Source organism: Anabaena sp. CA = ATCC 33047, from assembly GCF_963870205.1.
GTDB lineage: Bacteria > Cyanobacteriota > Cyanobacteriia > Cyanobacteriales > Nostocaceae > Trichormus.
Genome location: NZ_CAWMSA010000043.1, coordinates 1 through 16,024 on the forward strand (window position 1 = coordinate 1; position 16,024 = coordinate 16,024).

Sequence of the window (16,024 nt, forward strand, 5' to 3'; positions counted from 1 at the left end):
TAAGGGAGTGCTGTGAGGTAGGGGTGTAGGGGTGTAGGGGTGTGGGGGTGTAGGGGTGTAGGGGGAGATGAGGGGGATGAGGGGGATGAGGAAGCAGAGGAGATTTTTTCCCCAGAATTCTTGAATTTTGAATTTTGAATTTTGAATTTTGAATTTTGAATTGATTTGTCCCCAGTCCCCAGTTTTGCAACAATTAACAAATTGGTGGCGATCGCAGTTATCCTATGGGGTAACTTATAACCAATACTGAGTTAAACTGTCACTCTATCCATTAGTATCTGTTACTTGAACCGAGATGAAGTCTTTAGCAGACAACCCTGATTCTCACCAGACTCCTCCAGACACACCCGCAGTAGTCATTACTTCCGAGTTGCGAAAAGTCTATCGTACTGGCTTTTGGATGAATCAAAAAGTTGTCTCCCTTAAGGGCTGTTCTTTAACGGTTTATCAGGGTGAAACTTTTGGGTTACTGGGGCCTAATGGTGCTGGTAAAACAACTCTGTTAAAACTGTTGCTAGGGATTATCCGCCCTACGACTGGCAGAGGCTTATTGTTAGGTAAACCTTTAGGCGATCGCACCGTTAAGCAACGCATTGGCTACTTAAGTGAAAACCCTTACTTGTATGAGTATCTTACTGGTTGGGAATTTTTACAATTAGCTGCTGGGTTATTCCAAATTCCTGCCAGTGTGCAACGTCAACGCATTCCTGAACTACTGGATTTAGTGGGTTTATCGGTACGGGATGCCCAAAAAAAACAAATGCGCCGCTACTCCAAAGGAATGTTACAACGTGTGGGAATGGCACAAGCATTAATTAATGATCCAGAATTGATATTTTTGGATGAGCCGATGTCTGGATTAGATCCTTTAGGACGCTACCGGATGCGGGAAATTATCTTATCTTTGAAAGCGGCGGGAAAAACAATTTTTTTTAACAGTCACATACTCAGTGAAGTAGAACAGATTTGCGATCGCATTGCCATTCTGGCTCACGGTGAATTAATTTGTATGGGTTCTCTTGACGAACTATTGGGTGGCAATCAAACATATCACGTTAAAGGTGAAGGTGGTGATGCTGCTATTCTCAACAAATGGCTATCTAATCTAGTATTTGAGCCTGATGGATCTTGGCACGGTATACTGCCAGAAGATTACTACGATTTTCTCTCCAGTCTCCGCTTGATGGGCGGGAAAATTATTTCTATGCAGTTATCTCGTCCATCCCTAGAAGAATTTTTCATTCAACAGCTACAAAAACAACTTCACTAAGTTTCGGTATGTATAAAATCCAAATATTAACTTGAGAATTTTGTATGGATTTACACAATTACCATTAATTAATAATCATGCGTCATCACCTAGCGATTAGGCAGAGATTAGTTTTTTTTGCTACTTTTTTTCAGAATACAAAACCCATAGCAAAATATTTAATTTTCCAGTGAGGTGAATAGTTATTTTATAGTTAATCCTGTAAAACTTTAAGCTAAATTTACTAAAAATTTAAAAACCACAAAAAATATTCTTCCGAAAAAGATTGGTTTTCAAGGAAAATTAGATGGTCGGGCAACTTAAATACTTAAGTATAGTCAAGATTAAAAGGTTTAGACAATACTTTACCGATCATAGTCTCAGAGTTTAAGGTAAATATGCTTAACACAGGTTCGCTGAAATTTCCAACCCAGCCAGCTGTGGGTGCGGCTTTATTAACGGCTGTTCATCTCATTGTGCCATCTGCCAGCATAGCTCAGGGACGACCAACTTCGCCAAATCAACCAGCAACATTTCCCAATTCACAAACTGTAACTCCCAGTCAAGCGCAAGTCTTCCCAAATACACAAACAATACCTCCGAGTAGTCAACCAGTATCTCGACAAACACAACAACCAGATACGAATTACTTATTGGGAGGCGGCGATCTTATCCGTGTAAATGTATTTGAAGTACCAGAATATACAGGTGAATACCAAATTCCTCCAGGCGGAGCGATTAACCTCCCTTTAATTGGCAGTGTTAATGTTCAGGGTTTAACAACAGAACAGGCAGCTGATATCATTACGGAAAAATACCGCCGATTTCTCAAACGTCCCCAAATTTCGATCAATCTTTTATCCCCACGTCCGATTAATATCTTAGTTGCTGGAGAGGTAACACGCCCAGGAGCTTATACTTTGAGCCTGCAAGGAGGCGCAGGTAATAATCCAGGGGTACAATATCCCACTGTATTAGCTGCACTGACCATAGCTCAAGGTGTTACCTTGGCGGCAGATGTCACCCAAGTACAGCTCAAGCGCAAAACAGCAGGTGGTGAGCAAATTGTTACTCTCAATCTCAAGGACTTAATTCAAACAGGTAATACAGCCCAAGATATTACCTTACGGGATGGAGATGTAGTTGTTGTACCAACTGCAACCACCTTTAACGTTGCAGAAGCACGTAATTTATTTGCGGCTAACTTTGCTGCTAGCCCAACTGCACCCCGCACAGTAGCCGTAATTGGTGAAGTTAATCGCCCAGGCGCGTATGTTGTCGCCGCAGCAGGTGGCACAGAGGCTGGAGGTGGTGGTTTACCCAATGTGTCACGAGCCTTACAATTAGCTGGTGGGATCACATCCCAAGCAGATATTCGGAATATTAAACTACGCCGACCCACAAGAACAGGTTCAGAACAAACTATCGATATCAATCTTTGGGAACTTTTACAAAGTGGTGATGTCAATCAAGATGTGATTGTGCAAGATGGAGATACGATTATTATCCCCACAGCTACAGAGATTAGCCCAGCAGAAGCTACTCAATTAGCTACTACCACTCTATCACCTGCCAGTATTCAAGTTGGTGTAGTGGGTGAAGTTAAACGACCTGGTGCGGTAGAACTACAACCCAATAGTTCTTTAAACCAAGCCCTACTCGCTGCTGGTGGATTTAATGATGCTAGAGCGCGTACCGGAACTGTAGAATTGGTGCGTTTGAACCCTAACGGTTCAGTTACTAAGCGGGAAGTAAAAGTTAACTTGAGCCAAGGAATTAACGAGCAAACTAATCCTATTCTCCGCAATAATGATGTGATCATAGTTAACCGTTCTACTCTTGCCAGAACTGGTGATAGTCTCAACATTGTAGCTGGGCCTCTAGGTATTATCGTTAATCTTTTGAGATTGTTCGGATTTTAACTTTATATGTACTGTGTGATTGGGGATACAAGTTAATGCTTGTAGTCCCCAATTTTTATTGAATAGTGGTTTTTACTGGTTGACAGGGCGAATAATTAAGGCTCTACTATGCCATAGCTATCCTGAAAACATGAAATTTCAACTAAAAAATGGTAGTAGGATGTCCGATCAACTAAAATCTCCTTAACAGCTAATTAGGAGTATATATGGAGCCAATTATTGCTATAGTTTTAGCACTCATGGGTTATGGTTTCGCATCTACAAAAATTATCAATGAAGGAAATGCAGCCCTAGTTGAACGTTTGGGAAGAAGACACCGCACACTCAAGCCAGGCTTAAACTTTATAGTGCCTTTGGTTGATCAGGTGGTGATGGAAGACACCACACGCGAACAGTACATAGACATCAAGCCGCAGAATGTAATCACTAAAGATAACATTTACCTAGAAGTCGATGCGGTGCTGTTTTGGCGGATTAAAGATATTGAGAAAAGCTTTTATGCTATTGAAGACTTGCAAGGTTCGTTGAATCAACTGGCTACAACCACACTCCGGGAAGTTATCGCCCAAAATACGGTAGAAGAAACCAATGTTTCTAGAGCCGAGATGGACAAAGCAATTTTAGACCAGTTGAATCATATCACAGCAGATTGGGGTGTTGATATTACTCGGTTGGATATTCAAAGAATTACACCACCGGAGAGTGTACGCAAGTCAATGGAGGAAGAGCGAGCGGCGGAAATTAAAAAACGGGCTTTGATTACGGAAGCTGAAGCCGAAAGACAAGCTGCTATTAAGAAGGCAGAAGGTACTATGACTTCAATGCAGATAATTGCGGAAGGTTTACGGAGTAATCCCGAAAGTAAGGAAATTTTGCGTTATTTGGTAGCTCAAGATTATATCAATGCTAGCTATAAGTTGGGAGAAAGCACAAATGCCAAAGTTGTATTTGTTGATCCTGGCAAAACAGGTGAATTGATGAAAGAAATGATTGCTGAATCAGCTAATACTGAAGGTAATAGTAGAAATCCTGAGCATAGTTGAAATAGGGAGTAGGGAGTGGTTGGTAGACAAAATCACCTATTGGGAGGCGCGAAATAGTGCATCTGTAACTAGAGATACATCAGACATTTCTTTAACGTCGTGAACTCGGAGGATATCCGCTCCATTCACAATCGCCGCACAACACGCCGCCGCCGTTCCCCAGACTCTGGCTTTTGGCTCTGGTTGATTTAAAATGCGACCGATGAAACTTTTGCGGGATACTCCTACTAAGATAGGACAATTGAGCGATCGCAAGGAACGCAAGCGGCGCAGTATTTCTAAATTCTGCTCATAGTTCTTAGCAAAACCAATACCAGGGTCAATGATGATTTTTTCGGCATTTATACCCAAATTCGTGGCTATTGCTATCTGTTGCCTTAAAAAACTGGCAATTTCTCCAACTACATCCTCATAGTCAGTCATTTGTTGCATTGTCTGGGGTGTACCTCGGATGTGCATCAACACAATTGGTACATCTAAACTCGCCACTGTCGGCAACATTTCCGGGTCAAATGTCCCACCAGAAATATCATTAATTATATCTGCACCTGCTTCTATAGATGCTTTTGCAACAGTAGCCCTAGTGGTATCTACGGATATGGGTACAGAAATTTCCGGTCGTAATGCCTGGATGATTGGCACTACCCGATTTAATTCTGTCTCTAAGCTGATTTGTTCTGCTCCTGGTCTAGTTGATTGACCACCGACATCGATGATATCAGCACCAGCCGCTACCAAAGCTTGCGCCTGGGAGAGAGCCGCAGACAGACTATTAAATTCACCACCATCACTAAAACTGTCAGGCGTGACATTCAACACACCCATGATATAAGTACACTGTCCCCACTCGAAACAGCGATCGCGTATAATTAGTTTACTACCCATATAGTTAAACAATAGTAGAGACGCGATTGATCGCGTCTGTACAAAAGGTAATAGTCAACAGTCATTCCTTCTCAAAACTCAAGCTAAGGACTGATGACTCTTTACTGATAATTGACAATGCGAGCAAAACTAGCAGGTTCTAGACTTGCTCCACCCACAAGCGCACCATCAATTTCTGGTTGCGCCATAATCTCATCAATGTTATTTGGCTTTACTGAACCACCATACTGAATTGGCACATCAACATTTTTTAACTGACTGCGAATCAAGCCTATAACTCGATTGGCTTCCGTCGCTTCACAAGTGTCACCAGTCCCAATTGCCCAAATTGGTTCATAAGCAATCACCAAATTATCTTGATCAACGCCTACCAAGCCGTGATGTAGTTGGCTAGTAATTAGTGATTCAGTTTCCCCAGCGTCTCTTTGCTGTTTAGTTTCACCTACACACAAAATCGGAGTTAAACCACACTTTTGGGCAGCTTTCAGGCGTAGATTCACTGTTTCGTCGGTTTCGCCGAAGTATTGCCGTCGTTCGCTATGACCGACAATTACATAACGTACACCAATTTCTACTAACATGGGGCCGGAAATTTCACCAGTGTACGCGCCACTTTCCTCCCAATGGACATTTTGCGCTCCTAGTTGTACACGGCTACCGTGTAAATTCTGGGACAAAACGCTCAGATCAGTGAAAGGAACGCACAGCAGGACTTCCCGTTCTTCAGGGGTTTCCTGTAATGCAGGCAGAAACCCTTTTAAAAACTCTAGAGATTCTGCCTGGGTTTTGAACATTTTCCAGTTACCGGCAATAACGATTTTTCGCACAGGTGATTTAGTCAAGTTCCTAACGCTACTAGATGCAATTTTCACTGTACTACTTTTTCGGATCAACCGATGCAATTAGGAATGGGGAATGGGGAATGGAAGGGACTGGGGAAATCACTGATAGTAATATTCTCGTCTGTTTAGCTGCTTTCTTAGCTAAATCAAAAAGAAGCCCCACATCTGACCCGGAGGGCAGTGTGGGATGAATTTTTGGGCGATGACGAATTGACCCACAACCAACTAGGATCAAGAGGGATTGTTAATTTTGACTTTTGTAGGCGTAAGCCTTCCCTACGGGACGCTACGCGATGCCGTAGGCTATTTTAAATTTTGAATTTGGAGCGCAGCGAGGTGACTTCCATATTGCCTGAACCGCATCACAGCAACTCACCCAACTGGGAGGAAGAACTAGATCATGCTATTTTTAGCTTTGAAGATATTCAAGCGGAACTCAACTATAAACAAGCTCAAACCGCATTACGTAACTTGGTGGAAAATCTTGACCTGAGTTCCCAAGAAAAAGCGGGTTTAGAGTCAGAAATCGCTGATTTGGAAACTATGCTGGCAAAATTAGACAGTATGGTGGTTCAAATTGCGGCTTTTGGCATGGTGGGACGGGGTAAGTCTTCTCTGTTAAATGCTTTGGTGGGACAATCAGTGTTTGAAACTGGCCCTTTACATGGTGTCACCCGTGCGGCTCAAAGTGTCAATTGGACTATTAGCGAAGAAGCCATTGGTGAAACAGAACGGGCTTTGAGGGTGACTTTACCTGCTGTTGGTAAATCTCAGGTGGAATTGATTGACACCCCAGGTTTAGATGAAATCGATGGAGAAACCCGCGCTGCATTAGCGGAACAAATAGCAAAACAGGCGGATTTGATTCTGTTTGTGATTGCGGGTGATATGACTAAGGTGGAGCATGAAGCTTTATCTCAATTACGGGAAGCTGGTAAACCGATTATCCTGGTATTTAATAAAGTAGACCAATATCCTGAAACTGACCGGATGGCAATTTACCAAAAAATCCGGGATGAAAGGGTGCGGGAATTACTCACACCGCTAGAAATAGTTATGTCCGCAGCCTCACCACTGGTAAAGACGGCTGTCTATCGTGCTGATGGTAGTAGGGGTTTACAGTTGCGTCAGGGTGCGGCTCAAGTGGCAGAGTTGAAGCTGAAGATTTTAGAGATTTTGCAGCGTGAAGGCAAGGCTTTAGTGGCGTTGAACAGTATGCTGTATGCTGATAATGTGAATGAGCAACTGGTGCAGCGTAAGTTGATGATTCGGGAGCAGAACGCTAATCAGTTGATTTGGAAGGCGGTGATGACTAAAGCTGTAGCGATCGCTCTCAATCCGGTTACGGTCGTAGATATTCTGAGTAGTATAGTGATTGATATTACTTTAATCTTAGGTTTATCTAAACTCTATAATATCCCCATGACTGAAGCTGGTGCTGTGCAACTGCTACAAAAAATCGCCATCAGTATGGGCGGTATCGGTGTCAGTGAATTATTAGCTAACTTGGGGTTAAGTGGGTTAAAAACTTTACTTGGTATCTCTGCATCAGCCACAGCCGGACTTGCGATCGCCCCCTATATTTCAGTCGCTCTCACCCAAGCGGGGGTAGCTGGTGTATCTTCCTATGGAATTGGACAAGTGACTAAAGTTTATTTAGCTAATGGTGCAACATGGGGGCCAGACGGGCCTAAAGCTGTGATTAATCGGATTTTGTCCACTCTGGATGAAACTTCAATTCTCAACCGCATCAAAGATGAACTACTGCACAAGGTAAAATTCAAAAATTAACCTGTAAAGACGCGATAAATTACGTCTGTACAAGAGTTATTGTTTCAAAATTTAAAGATAAGATTATGAATAAACCTAAAATTTTCATTGACGGCGAATCGGGAACTACAGGCTTACAGATTTACTCACGTCTCAATCAACGTGATGACATTGAGTTAGTCAGTATTGAGCCATCTAAGCGTAAGGATACGACTGAACGAGCCAAATTAATTAATGCTGTCGATGTTGTGATTCTATGTTTACCTGATGATGCAGCCCGTGAAGCTGTTAGCTTAGTTATTCATAATCAAGTGAAAATTTTGGATGCTAGTACAGCCCATCGTACAGCAACAGATTGGGTTTATGGTTTTCCAGAATTAAACCCTGAACAACGAGAAAAAATTGCTCATGCCCAGTTTGTCAGTAATCCTGGTTGTTATCCTACAGGATTTCTGGCTTGTATTCGTCCGTTGATAGTTAAGGGTGTGATTCCTGTTAATTTTCCCATCACGATTAATGCTGTGTCTGGCTACTCTGGCGGTGGTAAGAATTTAATCCAGAAGTATGATAGCTTTCATGAACAGCAAACGGGAGCAAATTCTCTTTATCCCTATGGGATTTATGGTTTGCAGTTTGGGCATAAGCACGTTAAAGAAATGCACCAGCATTCAGGGTTAGCATCCCCACCGTTGTTTGTTCCCGCAGTCGGAGATTTTGCACAGGGGATGTTAGTACAAATACCTTTACCTTTGTGGACGCTGGAAAATCCGCCATCAGGTGAAGTGATTCATCAGGCGATCGCAGACTATTATCAAGGTGAAAAGTTTGTACAAGTAGCCCCATTTCAAGATGCTACTCTCCTGCGAGATGGTACATTTTTAGATGCAATGGCAATGAACGACAGCAATATTGTACAGGTGTTCGTCTTTGCTAACGATGCTACCAAAGAAGCTTTATTAGTGGCGCGTCTCGACAACTTAGGTAAAGGCGCATCAGGTGCCGCAGTCCAGAATCTTAATATTATGTTGGGAGTTCCAGAAGATTTAAGCTTGTAATTTTGTCGGGATGAGGGAGTAGGGAGTTCAAAAAGTAAATTTGTGAGCGTTTCTTATGCGAATGCTATGGAGTCAGGTGTAATTTGGCTAGAATGTACATCTTTAATTAGGAATGCTCCTTGATTCCATGCCACATTAAACTGGAAAAGAGTTCCATTTTCAGTATCAGTGATGTTAACGTGAGACATAGGATTAACACTACCCCAGTATTGGAAAACAATCTGATCCTTACCAACCTGGAAATCTTCAATGACATCTAACTCACCCTTAAGCAAGCTATCAAAACGGTGAAAAACAAATTTATCACTTCCCTCTCCACCAACTAAGACATCATTACCACGACCACCAATCAAGATATCATCACCCCAACTACCATGCAGTTTATCGTTACCATTACCTCCTAACAGAGTATCATTGCCTTGGCCGCCTTCGAGGATGTCATCGCCTCTTTTTCCTCTGATTAAGTCATCTCCCAAGCTGCCATACATTTTGTCTGCGCCATCGGTGCCTCTGAGGTTATCATGGGAAATTGTGCCATAGATAACATCTTCACCCAAGTTGTCAATTAACGCGTCTCCTATCAAGCTAACGTCACTGAAATTAATTTGTATTACAGCGATTTGAGTATCATAATAAAACTTTCTCTGATAATTTCCGATAGCTTGACCTCTCACAACTCCTGTACCATTATTACTATCAAGACCAGTGAATTCTTCACTGTCAATAATGGTAACTTTATTACTTTCGGTTATACGTAGTTTACCTTTTTGTCGTTCTGAATCTAATTCACCTCGAATGAGAAATCTATCTAAAACCTGGATTCGATTAGGATTAGATATATCTACTACTAGGAAACCTAGTTTAGACTTAGCTGCATTATAATGAGCATTCTGATTTTCTATTTGTTGATTTCTCAGTGTTAATTCAGCTAAAAAATCAAAAGAAAATAACTCTCCAGAGGCAACAGAAAAAGTGTTGACAAGTTGAAGATTTATCTGACTATTGCCTTGAAAAGCACCGTCTATGCCAAAGATATTATTCTGACTATCAAAAACACTAAATGAGGTTTCTTGGCCAGTTGTAGCGTCAAATTCAGTAATGGCTGTTGCTACTCCCCCTTTGATGATGTTGTCTGCGTCTACAGAATTAGAAGTACCTAAAGGGTTTCCCTTAAAATTGTACAAGAACCCGCTTCCTGTTGCACTGACGAAGTTACTAACAGAATTATCACCATTTCGGGGAGATTTTTGTGGTTGTAAAAACAGAGTATCTGAAGTCATAGTCTTAAAGAATTTTGTGGTTCAAAAGGAAAGATTTCCAGAAAATTTTTACTGCTTTCAGCAAATATAAATTGAGAATTGCTAATACTCATTGGCACAATAATCAAAGTACCTGATATCTTTCATCAGTTGGGTTAGGGCAATTACAAGGCGGCGATGCACAGCTAAAAGTTCGCTCAAAAGATAGATTTTTAAGTTGTGGGCATTGCCTACCCGACTTTGATTAAAAATGGTGTAAGATATCAGGTACGCAATTATTACCCTAAACCGCGCATTCGGGTGCTGGAATATTGAGATTTTCTTATCTTTGGCTCAATGAATTGAAGAGCTTATATCCCAAATCAATCAATTATTCCAAGACATCGTAATTGGGAATTATCAACGGCAAATTACGAATTATTTGGTACTGAAAATGCAATGAAGACTTACCTATACAGTGCTTGTAGGTTCAGTAATAAATGTGTTAGCTGCAAAAGGTTGATTAAATCCAACAACTTGAGCAATCACTTCAAAGTTATTGTTAACGGTAACTCCAATCAGTGTATTTGCGCCGAGGGTGAGAAATCTGAGAGAATTTGGGTCATTGACTTGGATTTTATCTACACCATTCTCGAAGTCTACAATATCAGCGCGATCGCCAAAACCAGTTATCACAACACCTCCTAAAATGCCGGATATGCTAGCAGAACCGGCAGTGTAGAAATTAGCATTGCTATTTCCAACCACAAAGGTATCTGAAGTAGGTAGACGGAAAGCCCTACCTTCACTAAAGATTGATTCTGGTTGACCATCACCGTTGAGATCGAAGTATAAACCACCGATTAAGACATCGTACTCACCAGGTAAAGCACCACCACCATTGAGAGTGTCACTACCCAACCCGCCAACTAAGATATCATTACCATTGCCCCCAAATAGTTGGTCGTTACTGCCCAAGTCTCTGACAGCAAAGCCAGGAATATTATCACCACCGTCAAGGTAGTCATTGCCATCGCCACCATAGATGGTGTCACTACCGCCACCACCAAATACAGTGTCATTGCCGCCACCAGCATAAATTTCATCATTACCGTCGGCAGATCCAAAAGAGTCGCGATCGCCAAAAATTCGATCATCACCGCTACCAGCAGTAATAAAGTCATTACCGCCTTCGCCTACAAGGGTGTTATTACCAATGCCCCCGTATAGAGAATCATTGCCACTACCCCCGTACATTTCGTCATCACCAAAGCCGCCTGAGAGTAAGTCATCGCCACTACCCCCATCCATTTTATCGTTGCCAAAGCCGCCAATCAGCATATCATCGCCATCACCAGCTTTTAAGATGTCATCGCCACTACCCCCATTGAGGATATCGTTGCCATTACCCCCATCAAGGAAATCGTTGCCGTTACCACCCGTGAGAATGTCATCACCACTTCCTGCAATGAGGATGTCATCTCCATTACCTCCATTGAGGACATCGTTACCACCCCCAGCCCAAATAAAATCATTACCATCGCCCCCGTTGAGGATATCGTCGCCATCGTCAGGGTTTTCAAAAAAGTTGGGGTTAGGGCTTGTTAAGTCAATAGGTTGATCACCAAAGATGATGTCATCACCTTCATCTCCTCGGATGATATCGCCACCACCTAATCCTGTTAATCTGTCATTTCCCTTGAGGCCATATATCGGATCTGCACCTGATGTACCCAAAAGAGTATCATCTTGATCAGTTCCTCTGATGAAAACCATAAAATATCTCCTCCAATTTAAAATCTTTGCAATGATTGAACTGTTGTTGTTGTTTGCACAGATAACTACTCTGTTTATCAACCCAGTAGTCTGGTTGAGGTATTTGAGAATTTTGAAAAGTTGCTCAGGATTTTTGGCATTTGATTAACCATATCAACCCAGGTTTTGCTATCTCATTCAAAATAATCTGGTATCTAGTGGATATTTAAGTTTTGAGCTTTTTGATAGCAGACAGATGCTTTTTGTGATTTACCTTGTGTTTGTAGTGTAAAACTTAAGTTGTGATCAGCATCTGTAAAGTCTGGTTGCCAGGCGATAATTAGCTATATTCATTGTGAATGACTGCCAGCTAATGGCTGATCAAATCAAAATCTTTTTCTCTCATGAATATCTCACAAGATATATCAGCCTATATCTGAACAATTGCTATTTTACAACATAGAAAATTAATAGTATACAGATATGAAACATCTTTAATTTTAATAGTAAAATATTCGTTTTTATTATTAATTACATCACTGATTACTCTGTTAATAGAAAATTGAGTAGGAATCCAAAAACTCACATTTTTGGATTCCTTCTACCTGATGACTAAAACTTGGCTCGCTATGAGAAAACTTTTGACATCAAGGTACACTCAACTTTGATGCAAATCCAATTGCCTAGGCTTTGAGAAGAAATAACTAGCAGTTTAAACCATACATATAATTGTATATGATTATGATTTAAACTAACTAGCTCTTCTAAAGATTAGTCAACAGCAGAAACTAGCTTGAAGTATTGGCTAGATAATTTATTTTCAATGGTTAATTGTCCAGCAATAGCTTCAACAAGGGTATCGTAACCATAAGCTTCGTTGTCAACGGCTAAGGTAGCTGAATTACCATGAACATCAACGTTGAAGTTGATATGTCCATCTTTGTAGAAGTCCTGGTCGATATAGCTATCAAAATCGAAATCAATATCTGTGTCAATATGGGTGTTTAAATCTTTGTCGAAATTGACAACAGTTCCACCCCATCCACCGAAAACTTCTTGATTAGCAGTTTCCAAATAGTTCAAATCAGAAATAATCATTGGTTTCTCCTGAAAAAATGAGATTTATTTCTAGCAAACAATTTATTGTTTTTGCTTGCTTTTTCGTGAGAAGCTTGTTTGTTTCTCCTCACAATTCAAATATAACCGATCTCCACGATAAATCTATGATTTATTTTTCGATTTTCTTGATTATTTTTTGATTCAAAATCATAAAACTGCTGTAGATAAAACTTTATTTTATTAAACACAAAAACGACGACAGAAAATATCTTCTGTCGTATAAAATCAAGTTTTTTTATATTTTGACGGGAGGAAAATTCTATTTTATTTACAGTAGACAAACGAAAACATGATTAATTCAAGCATTATGTTCTTTATATATTGTTAATAATGTTGCAACAGAAGACTTTAACTTTTGATCAAGCATTTTCGACTTTGTATCCTGCTAAGTAGGAAACATAAATTAGGCATTAGAGGCTAGTATTTTTTACTAAGGTAGTAGTCTGAGTAGTTTCTATGTTTTTGCTTTCCCATCAAGGCAGTTACTACCCTTGGGGTTTCCCCAAGACTGTATTCCTCTGCCAATGCAAAGCTGCATAAGTATATTTATTTCTGGATAGCTAGTTAGCAATACATACAAAATATTGTAACTTTCTCAACTATTTGAGATTGTTGATTAACTAAGTCAAGACTTGTTGAAAATTTGCTGCTCAGGCTGCTAATTAGCGTCTAATTCTAGTTGAGTGAAAATTTTTAAGCCTTGTGTTTTTTGTTTTAACCACTCGGAAAACAATTCTGTAATGATTTTTTCGCGTAAATCTTCATTTAATGTAGCTTGATTAATTTCTTCTACCCAAATTAAATACACTCCTTTAGGAGTCGTAATAGGTTTGATAATTTGTGGCGGTGTTGCAGCAAAGACAATAGCTGCAATCTCTGGACGAAAATCTTTACGGTGTTGCACACCTTGATAACCATACATACTACGCTGTTCTGGTTCTTTGATATACATCCGCGCAATGTCTGGAAAAGTGATTTCACCTTCTTCTATGGCATAAAAGATTTCTAAAGCCACATCTCTATCATCAAATATGACTTGATATGTAACAGCCGTGACATAATCTAGTTGGTGTTGATAAAAAAACTTTTCGACTTGAGAAGCAAAGAGATGATTAGCTAACTTCTTAGCGAGGATTTGATTGCAGATTGATGCTTCAAAATCATGTTCAGAAAGATGGTGTTTTTCTAGCCATGTCAATGTATCCTGGGCTTTGACTAGCTTCTTAGTTAAGCGGAAGTTATCCCCAGCTTGCTGTATTTCCTCTGGTGTGACGGTAATTCCGGCTTCCTCTGCTGCTTGTGCAATCACTTTTTGGGATGCGATCGCCTGTAAAATCTCTGGCAGTTGGTACGATATCTTGAGATGCTGAATAATCTCTGAACTATCAATATTCAAACTTGAGATTGTCATAATCATCCTGGGGTATTTAATTTTGAATTTTGTAGGCGTAAGCCTTCCCGTAGGGTATTTTGAATTTTTAATTTTGAATTCGGAGCGTAGCGACGTGACTAATACCCTTTCTTCATGAAGATGCACTTTATTCTGTGGTGTAGAGACGTTGCATGCAACGTCTCTACATTATTTATTTGATGCAACTTCATAGAGAATTGGTATAAGGTTCTAACTTATCTTTTTGCAGTCTCTTGAACGGATCTAGAACAAAGTCAATCACTCGTTTCTGGCGAATAATTACCTCAGCAGTTGCCGTCTGACCAGCAGTTAAGCGAATCGGTTTTTCACGATTTTGGATATACTGCTGCTGTAGAGTAACTTCTAATTCAAAAGTTTCTCCAGGACTTTGGGGTATTTGACTAACTTTAGAGTTGGGAGAAATCCAAGTAACTTTACCTGGCACAATGCCATACTCTTGGAAAGGATAAGCATCAAACTTGATTTTGACTGGCATTCCCACCTTCAAGAAACCACTATCTTGACTGGGTATTTGGGCTTTAAGTACAAATTCTGCATTTTTAGGAGCAATTTGAGCAATTCTTTGCCCTGGTTGTACTACTGCCCCTGGTTTAGTGATGGGTAACTCAAAAATCATCCCATCAATAGGTGCGCGTACTACTCTTTGACGCATCTGCAACTTTAAGGATTGGATTTGGCTGCGAGTTTGGGCGATTTGCGATCGCACCGTTACTACTTGTTGTTCTAAATTTTTGAGTTGTTCCTGAATCTTCAATACAGCCAGTTTACCAGCTTGCAGAATGCTTTGATAGCTGTTTTCTGCCTCTTGTAGTCGAAGTTGGGCTTGCTTAATATCAGACTCCAACTGACTCATTGTCGCCTGATAACGACTCATCTCTTCAGTTAGGCGCAATTGTGATTGTTTAACATCAGATTGCGCTGTTTTGTAAACCCGCTTGCTTTCTTGTTCTTCTTTTTTGAGTTGATCAATTTGGGTGACAGACACCGCACCATCTTTAACAATTTGGTTAAAGCGTTCCACTTGCCTAGAATCTATACTTAGCCTTTCCTGAGCCGAATTGAGGTTATTTTGCGCCGCCTGAATCTGCTGCTGTGCTTGATTGACTAATGCTTGTTTTTCTAACTTTTGTAGGCTATGAATACTCTGCCTTAATTCCAGGTTTTGCTGTGCTTGGTTAACCTGGGACATTTTTTCTAAAGCTTGAGACTTGTTTTGTTGTTCCTGAACGTTCAGCGTTAATTGTATTTGGTTAATGATTACATCCAACTGCGCCTGTTGATTGAGTAAACCAGATAGTCTTGCTTGTGCTTCTTGCAGTTCAGTCCGTAAAATATCATCCTCCAGTTCCAACAACACCTGTCCAGCTTCTACAATGTCGCCTTCTTTCACCATCACAGTTTTGACACTGCCACCAGCAGGAGAGTCCAATTTTTGGGTTGCACCTTCAGGTTCTAGTCGTCCTCTTGCGCTTCCTGTCTCATCCACTTTAGAGAAGGTAGCCCAAGGTAAAGCAATGAACACAAAGCCGACTAATGTATATAAAACAAGGCGTGTCCATAACCTTGGTAAAGCATCCAGTAATGCTTCAGTACCATAATATAAACCTTCGCTATCGTTAGGTGTTTCTGTTTGCTCCTGAAATTGAGTAAGTTCCTGAGTCTGTTGAGGACTTACATACTGATTCACAGTTTCGGAAGTTGCATGAGGCATAGA

Annotated in this window: 12 protein-coding genes; 5 read left to right on the plus strand and 7 right to left on the minus strand. The window is 40.7% G+C overall.

Features of this window, described 5'->3' with window-relative positions; genetic code table 11:
* Positions 1–295 precede the first annotated feature (295 nt).
* The 3 genes from AACS98_RS11090 (at position 296) to AACS98_RS11100 (ending at position 4,214) form a co-directional block, all read left to right on the plus strand.
* Positions 296–1,270 (plus strand): ABC transporter ATP-binding protein, encoded by a 975-nt coding sequence (locus AACS98_RS11090; protein ID WP_066379638.1) that lies wholly within the window; start codon positions 296–298, stop codon positions 1,268–1,270.
* A gap of 377 nt (positions 1,271–1,647) precedes the next feature.
* Positions 1,648–3,171: a polysaccharide biosynthesis/export family protein gene (locus tag AACS98_RS11095; RefSeq protein ID WP_066379641.1), complete on the plus strand. Its 1,524-nt coding sequence runs from the start codon at positions 1,648–1,650 to the stop codon at positions 3,169–3,171.
* 206 nt (positions 3,172–3,377) lie between these two features.
* Positions 3,378–4,214 carry an SPFH domain-containing protein gene (locus tag AACS98_RS11100; RefSeq protein WP_066379643.1) on the plus strand — a complete coding sequence of 279 codons (837 nt, stop codon included), beginning with the start codon at positions 3,378–3,380 and terminating at the stop codon, positions 4,212–4,214.
* 36 nt (positions 4,215–4,250) lie between these two features.
* Here the strand turns inward: AACS98_RS11100 and folP are convergent, their stop codons facing one another.
* Both folP and tpiA read right to left on the minus strand, forming a co-directional pair.
* Positions 4,251–5,099, minus strand: a complete 849-nt coding sequence (folP, locus tag AACS98_RS11105) for a dihydropteroate synthase (protein ID WP_082803690.1) — start codon at positions 5,097–5,099, stop codon at positions 4,251–4,253.
* 101 nt (positions 5,100–5,200) lie between these two features.
* Complete coding sequence (gene tpiA / locus AACS98_RS11110) at positions 5,201–5,926, minus strand: triose-phosphate isomerase (RefSeq protein ID WP_082803703.1); 726 nt, start codon at positions 5,924–5,926, stop codon at positions 5,201–5,203.
* A gap of 351 nt (positions 5,927–6,277) precedes the next feature.
* Between tpiA and AACS98_RS11115 the strand changes: the two genes are divergently transcribed.
* Both AACS98_RS11115 and argC read left to right on the plus strand, forming a co-directional pair.
* On the plus strand, positions 6,278–7,732 hold the full coding sequence (locus AACS98_RS11115) for a GTP-binding protein (RefSeq protein ID WP_066380065.1): 1,455 nt from the start codon (positions 6,278–6,280) through the stop codon (positions 7,730–7,732).
* Positions 7,733–7,797: 65 nt separating this feature from the next.
* The gene (gene argC / locus AACS98_RS11120) at positions 7,798–8,766 is read left to right on the plus strand and encodes an N-acetyl-gamma-glutamyl-phosphate reductase (RefSeq protein WP_066379662.1); all 969 of its coding nucleotides are present in this window, start codon (positions 7,798–7,800) and stop codon (positions 8,764–8,766) included.
* 53 nt (positions 8,767–8,819) lie between these two features.
* Here argC and AACS98_RS11125 read toward each other — a convergent pair whose 3' ends face one another.
* The 5 genes from AACS98_RS11125 to AACS98_RS11145 form a co-directional block, all read right to left on the minus strand.
* Complete coding sequence (locus AACS98_RS11125; RefSeq protein WP_066379664.1) at positions 8,820–10,046, minus strand: calcium-binding protein; 1,227 nt, start codon at positions 10,044–10,046, stop codon at positions 8,820–8,822.
* A 429-nt stretch (positions 10,047–10,475) separates the two neighbouring features.
* Positions 10,476–11,780, minus strand: a complete 1,305-nt coding sequence (locus AACS98_RS11130) for a calcium-binding protein (RefSeq protein WP_066379669.1) — start codon at positions 11,778–11,780, stop codon at positions 10,476–10,478.
* Between the two features lie 750 nt (positions 11,781–12,530).
* Entirely contained in the window at positions 12,531–12,857 is a 327-nt protein-coding gene (locus AACS98_RS11135) for a hypothetical protein (protein ID WP_066379671.1), read from the minus strand.
* Between the two features lie 679 nt (positions 12,858–13,536).
* Positions 13,537–14,289: a peptidylprolyl isomerase gene (locus AACS98_RS11140; RefSeq protein WP_066379673.1), complete on the minus strand. Its 753-nt coding sequence runs from the start codon at positions 14,287–14,289 to the stop codon at positions 13,537–13,539.
* Positions 14,290–14,476: 187 nt separating this feature from the next.
* A complete protein-coding gene (locus AACS98_RS11145; protein ID WP_066379675.1) occupies positions 14,477–16,021 on the minus strand; it encodes an HlyD family efflux transporter periplasmic adaptor subunit in 1,545 nt (514 codons plus the stop codon).
* Between the last annotated feature and the right edge of the window lie 3 nt (positions 16,022–16,024).

Excerpts from the sequence above, each read along its gene's own strand:
- AACS98_RS11095 (WP_066379641.1), top strand. The coding sequence starts at position 1,648 with ATGCTTAACACAGGTTCGCTGAAATTTCCAACCCAGCCAGCTGTGGGT.
- AACS98_RS11140 (WP_066379673.1), bottom strand. The coding sequence starts at position 14,289 with ATGACAATCTCAAGTTTGAATATTGATAGTTCAGAGATTATTCAGCAT.
- AACS98_RS11145 (WP_066379675.1), bottom strand. The coding sequence starts at position 16,021 with ATGCCTCATGCAACTTCCGAAACTGTGAATCAGTATGTAAGTCCTCAA.
- AACS98_RS11130 (WP_066379669.1), bottom strand. The coding sequence starts at position 11,780 with ATGGTTTTCATCAGAGGAACTGATCAAGATGATACTCTTTTGGGTACA.
- argC (WP_066379662.1), top strand. The coding sequence starts at position 7,798 with ATGAATAAACCTAAAATTTTCATTGACGGCGAATCGGGAACTACAGGC.
- AACS98_RS11135 (WP_066379671.1), bottom strand. The coding sequence starts at position 12,857 with ATGATTATTTCTGATTTGAACTATTTGGAAACTGCTAATCAAGAAGTT.
- AACS98_RS11090 (WP_066379638.1), top strand. The coding sequence starts at position 296 with ATGAAGTCTTTAGCAGACAACCCTGATTCTCACCAGACTCCTCCAGAC.
- folP (WP_082803690.1), bottom strand. The coding sequence starts at position 5,099 with ATGGGTAGTAAACTAATTATACGCGATCGCTGTTTCGAGTGGGGACAG.
- AACS98_RS11125 (WP_066379664.1), bottom strand. The coding sequence starts at position 10,046 with ATGACTTCAGATACTCTGTTTTTACAACCACAAAAATCTCCCCGAAAT.
- AACS98_RS11100 (WP_066379643.1), top strand. The coding sequence starts at position 3,378 with ATGGAGCCAATTATTGCTATAGTTTTAGCACTCATGGGTTATGGTTTC.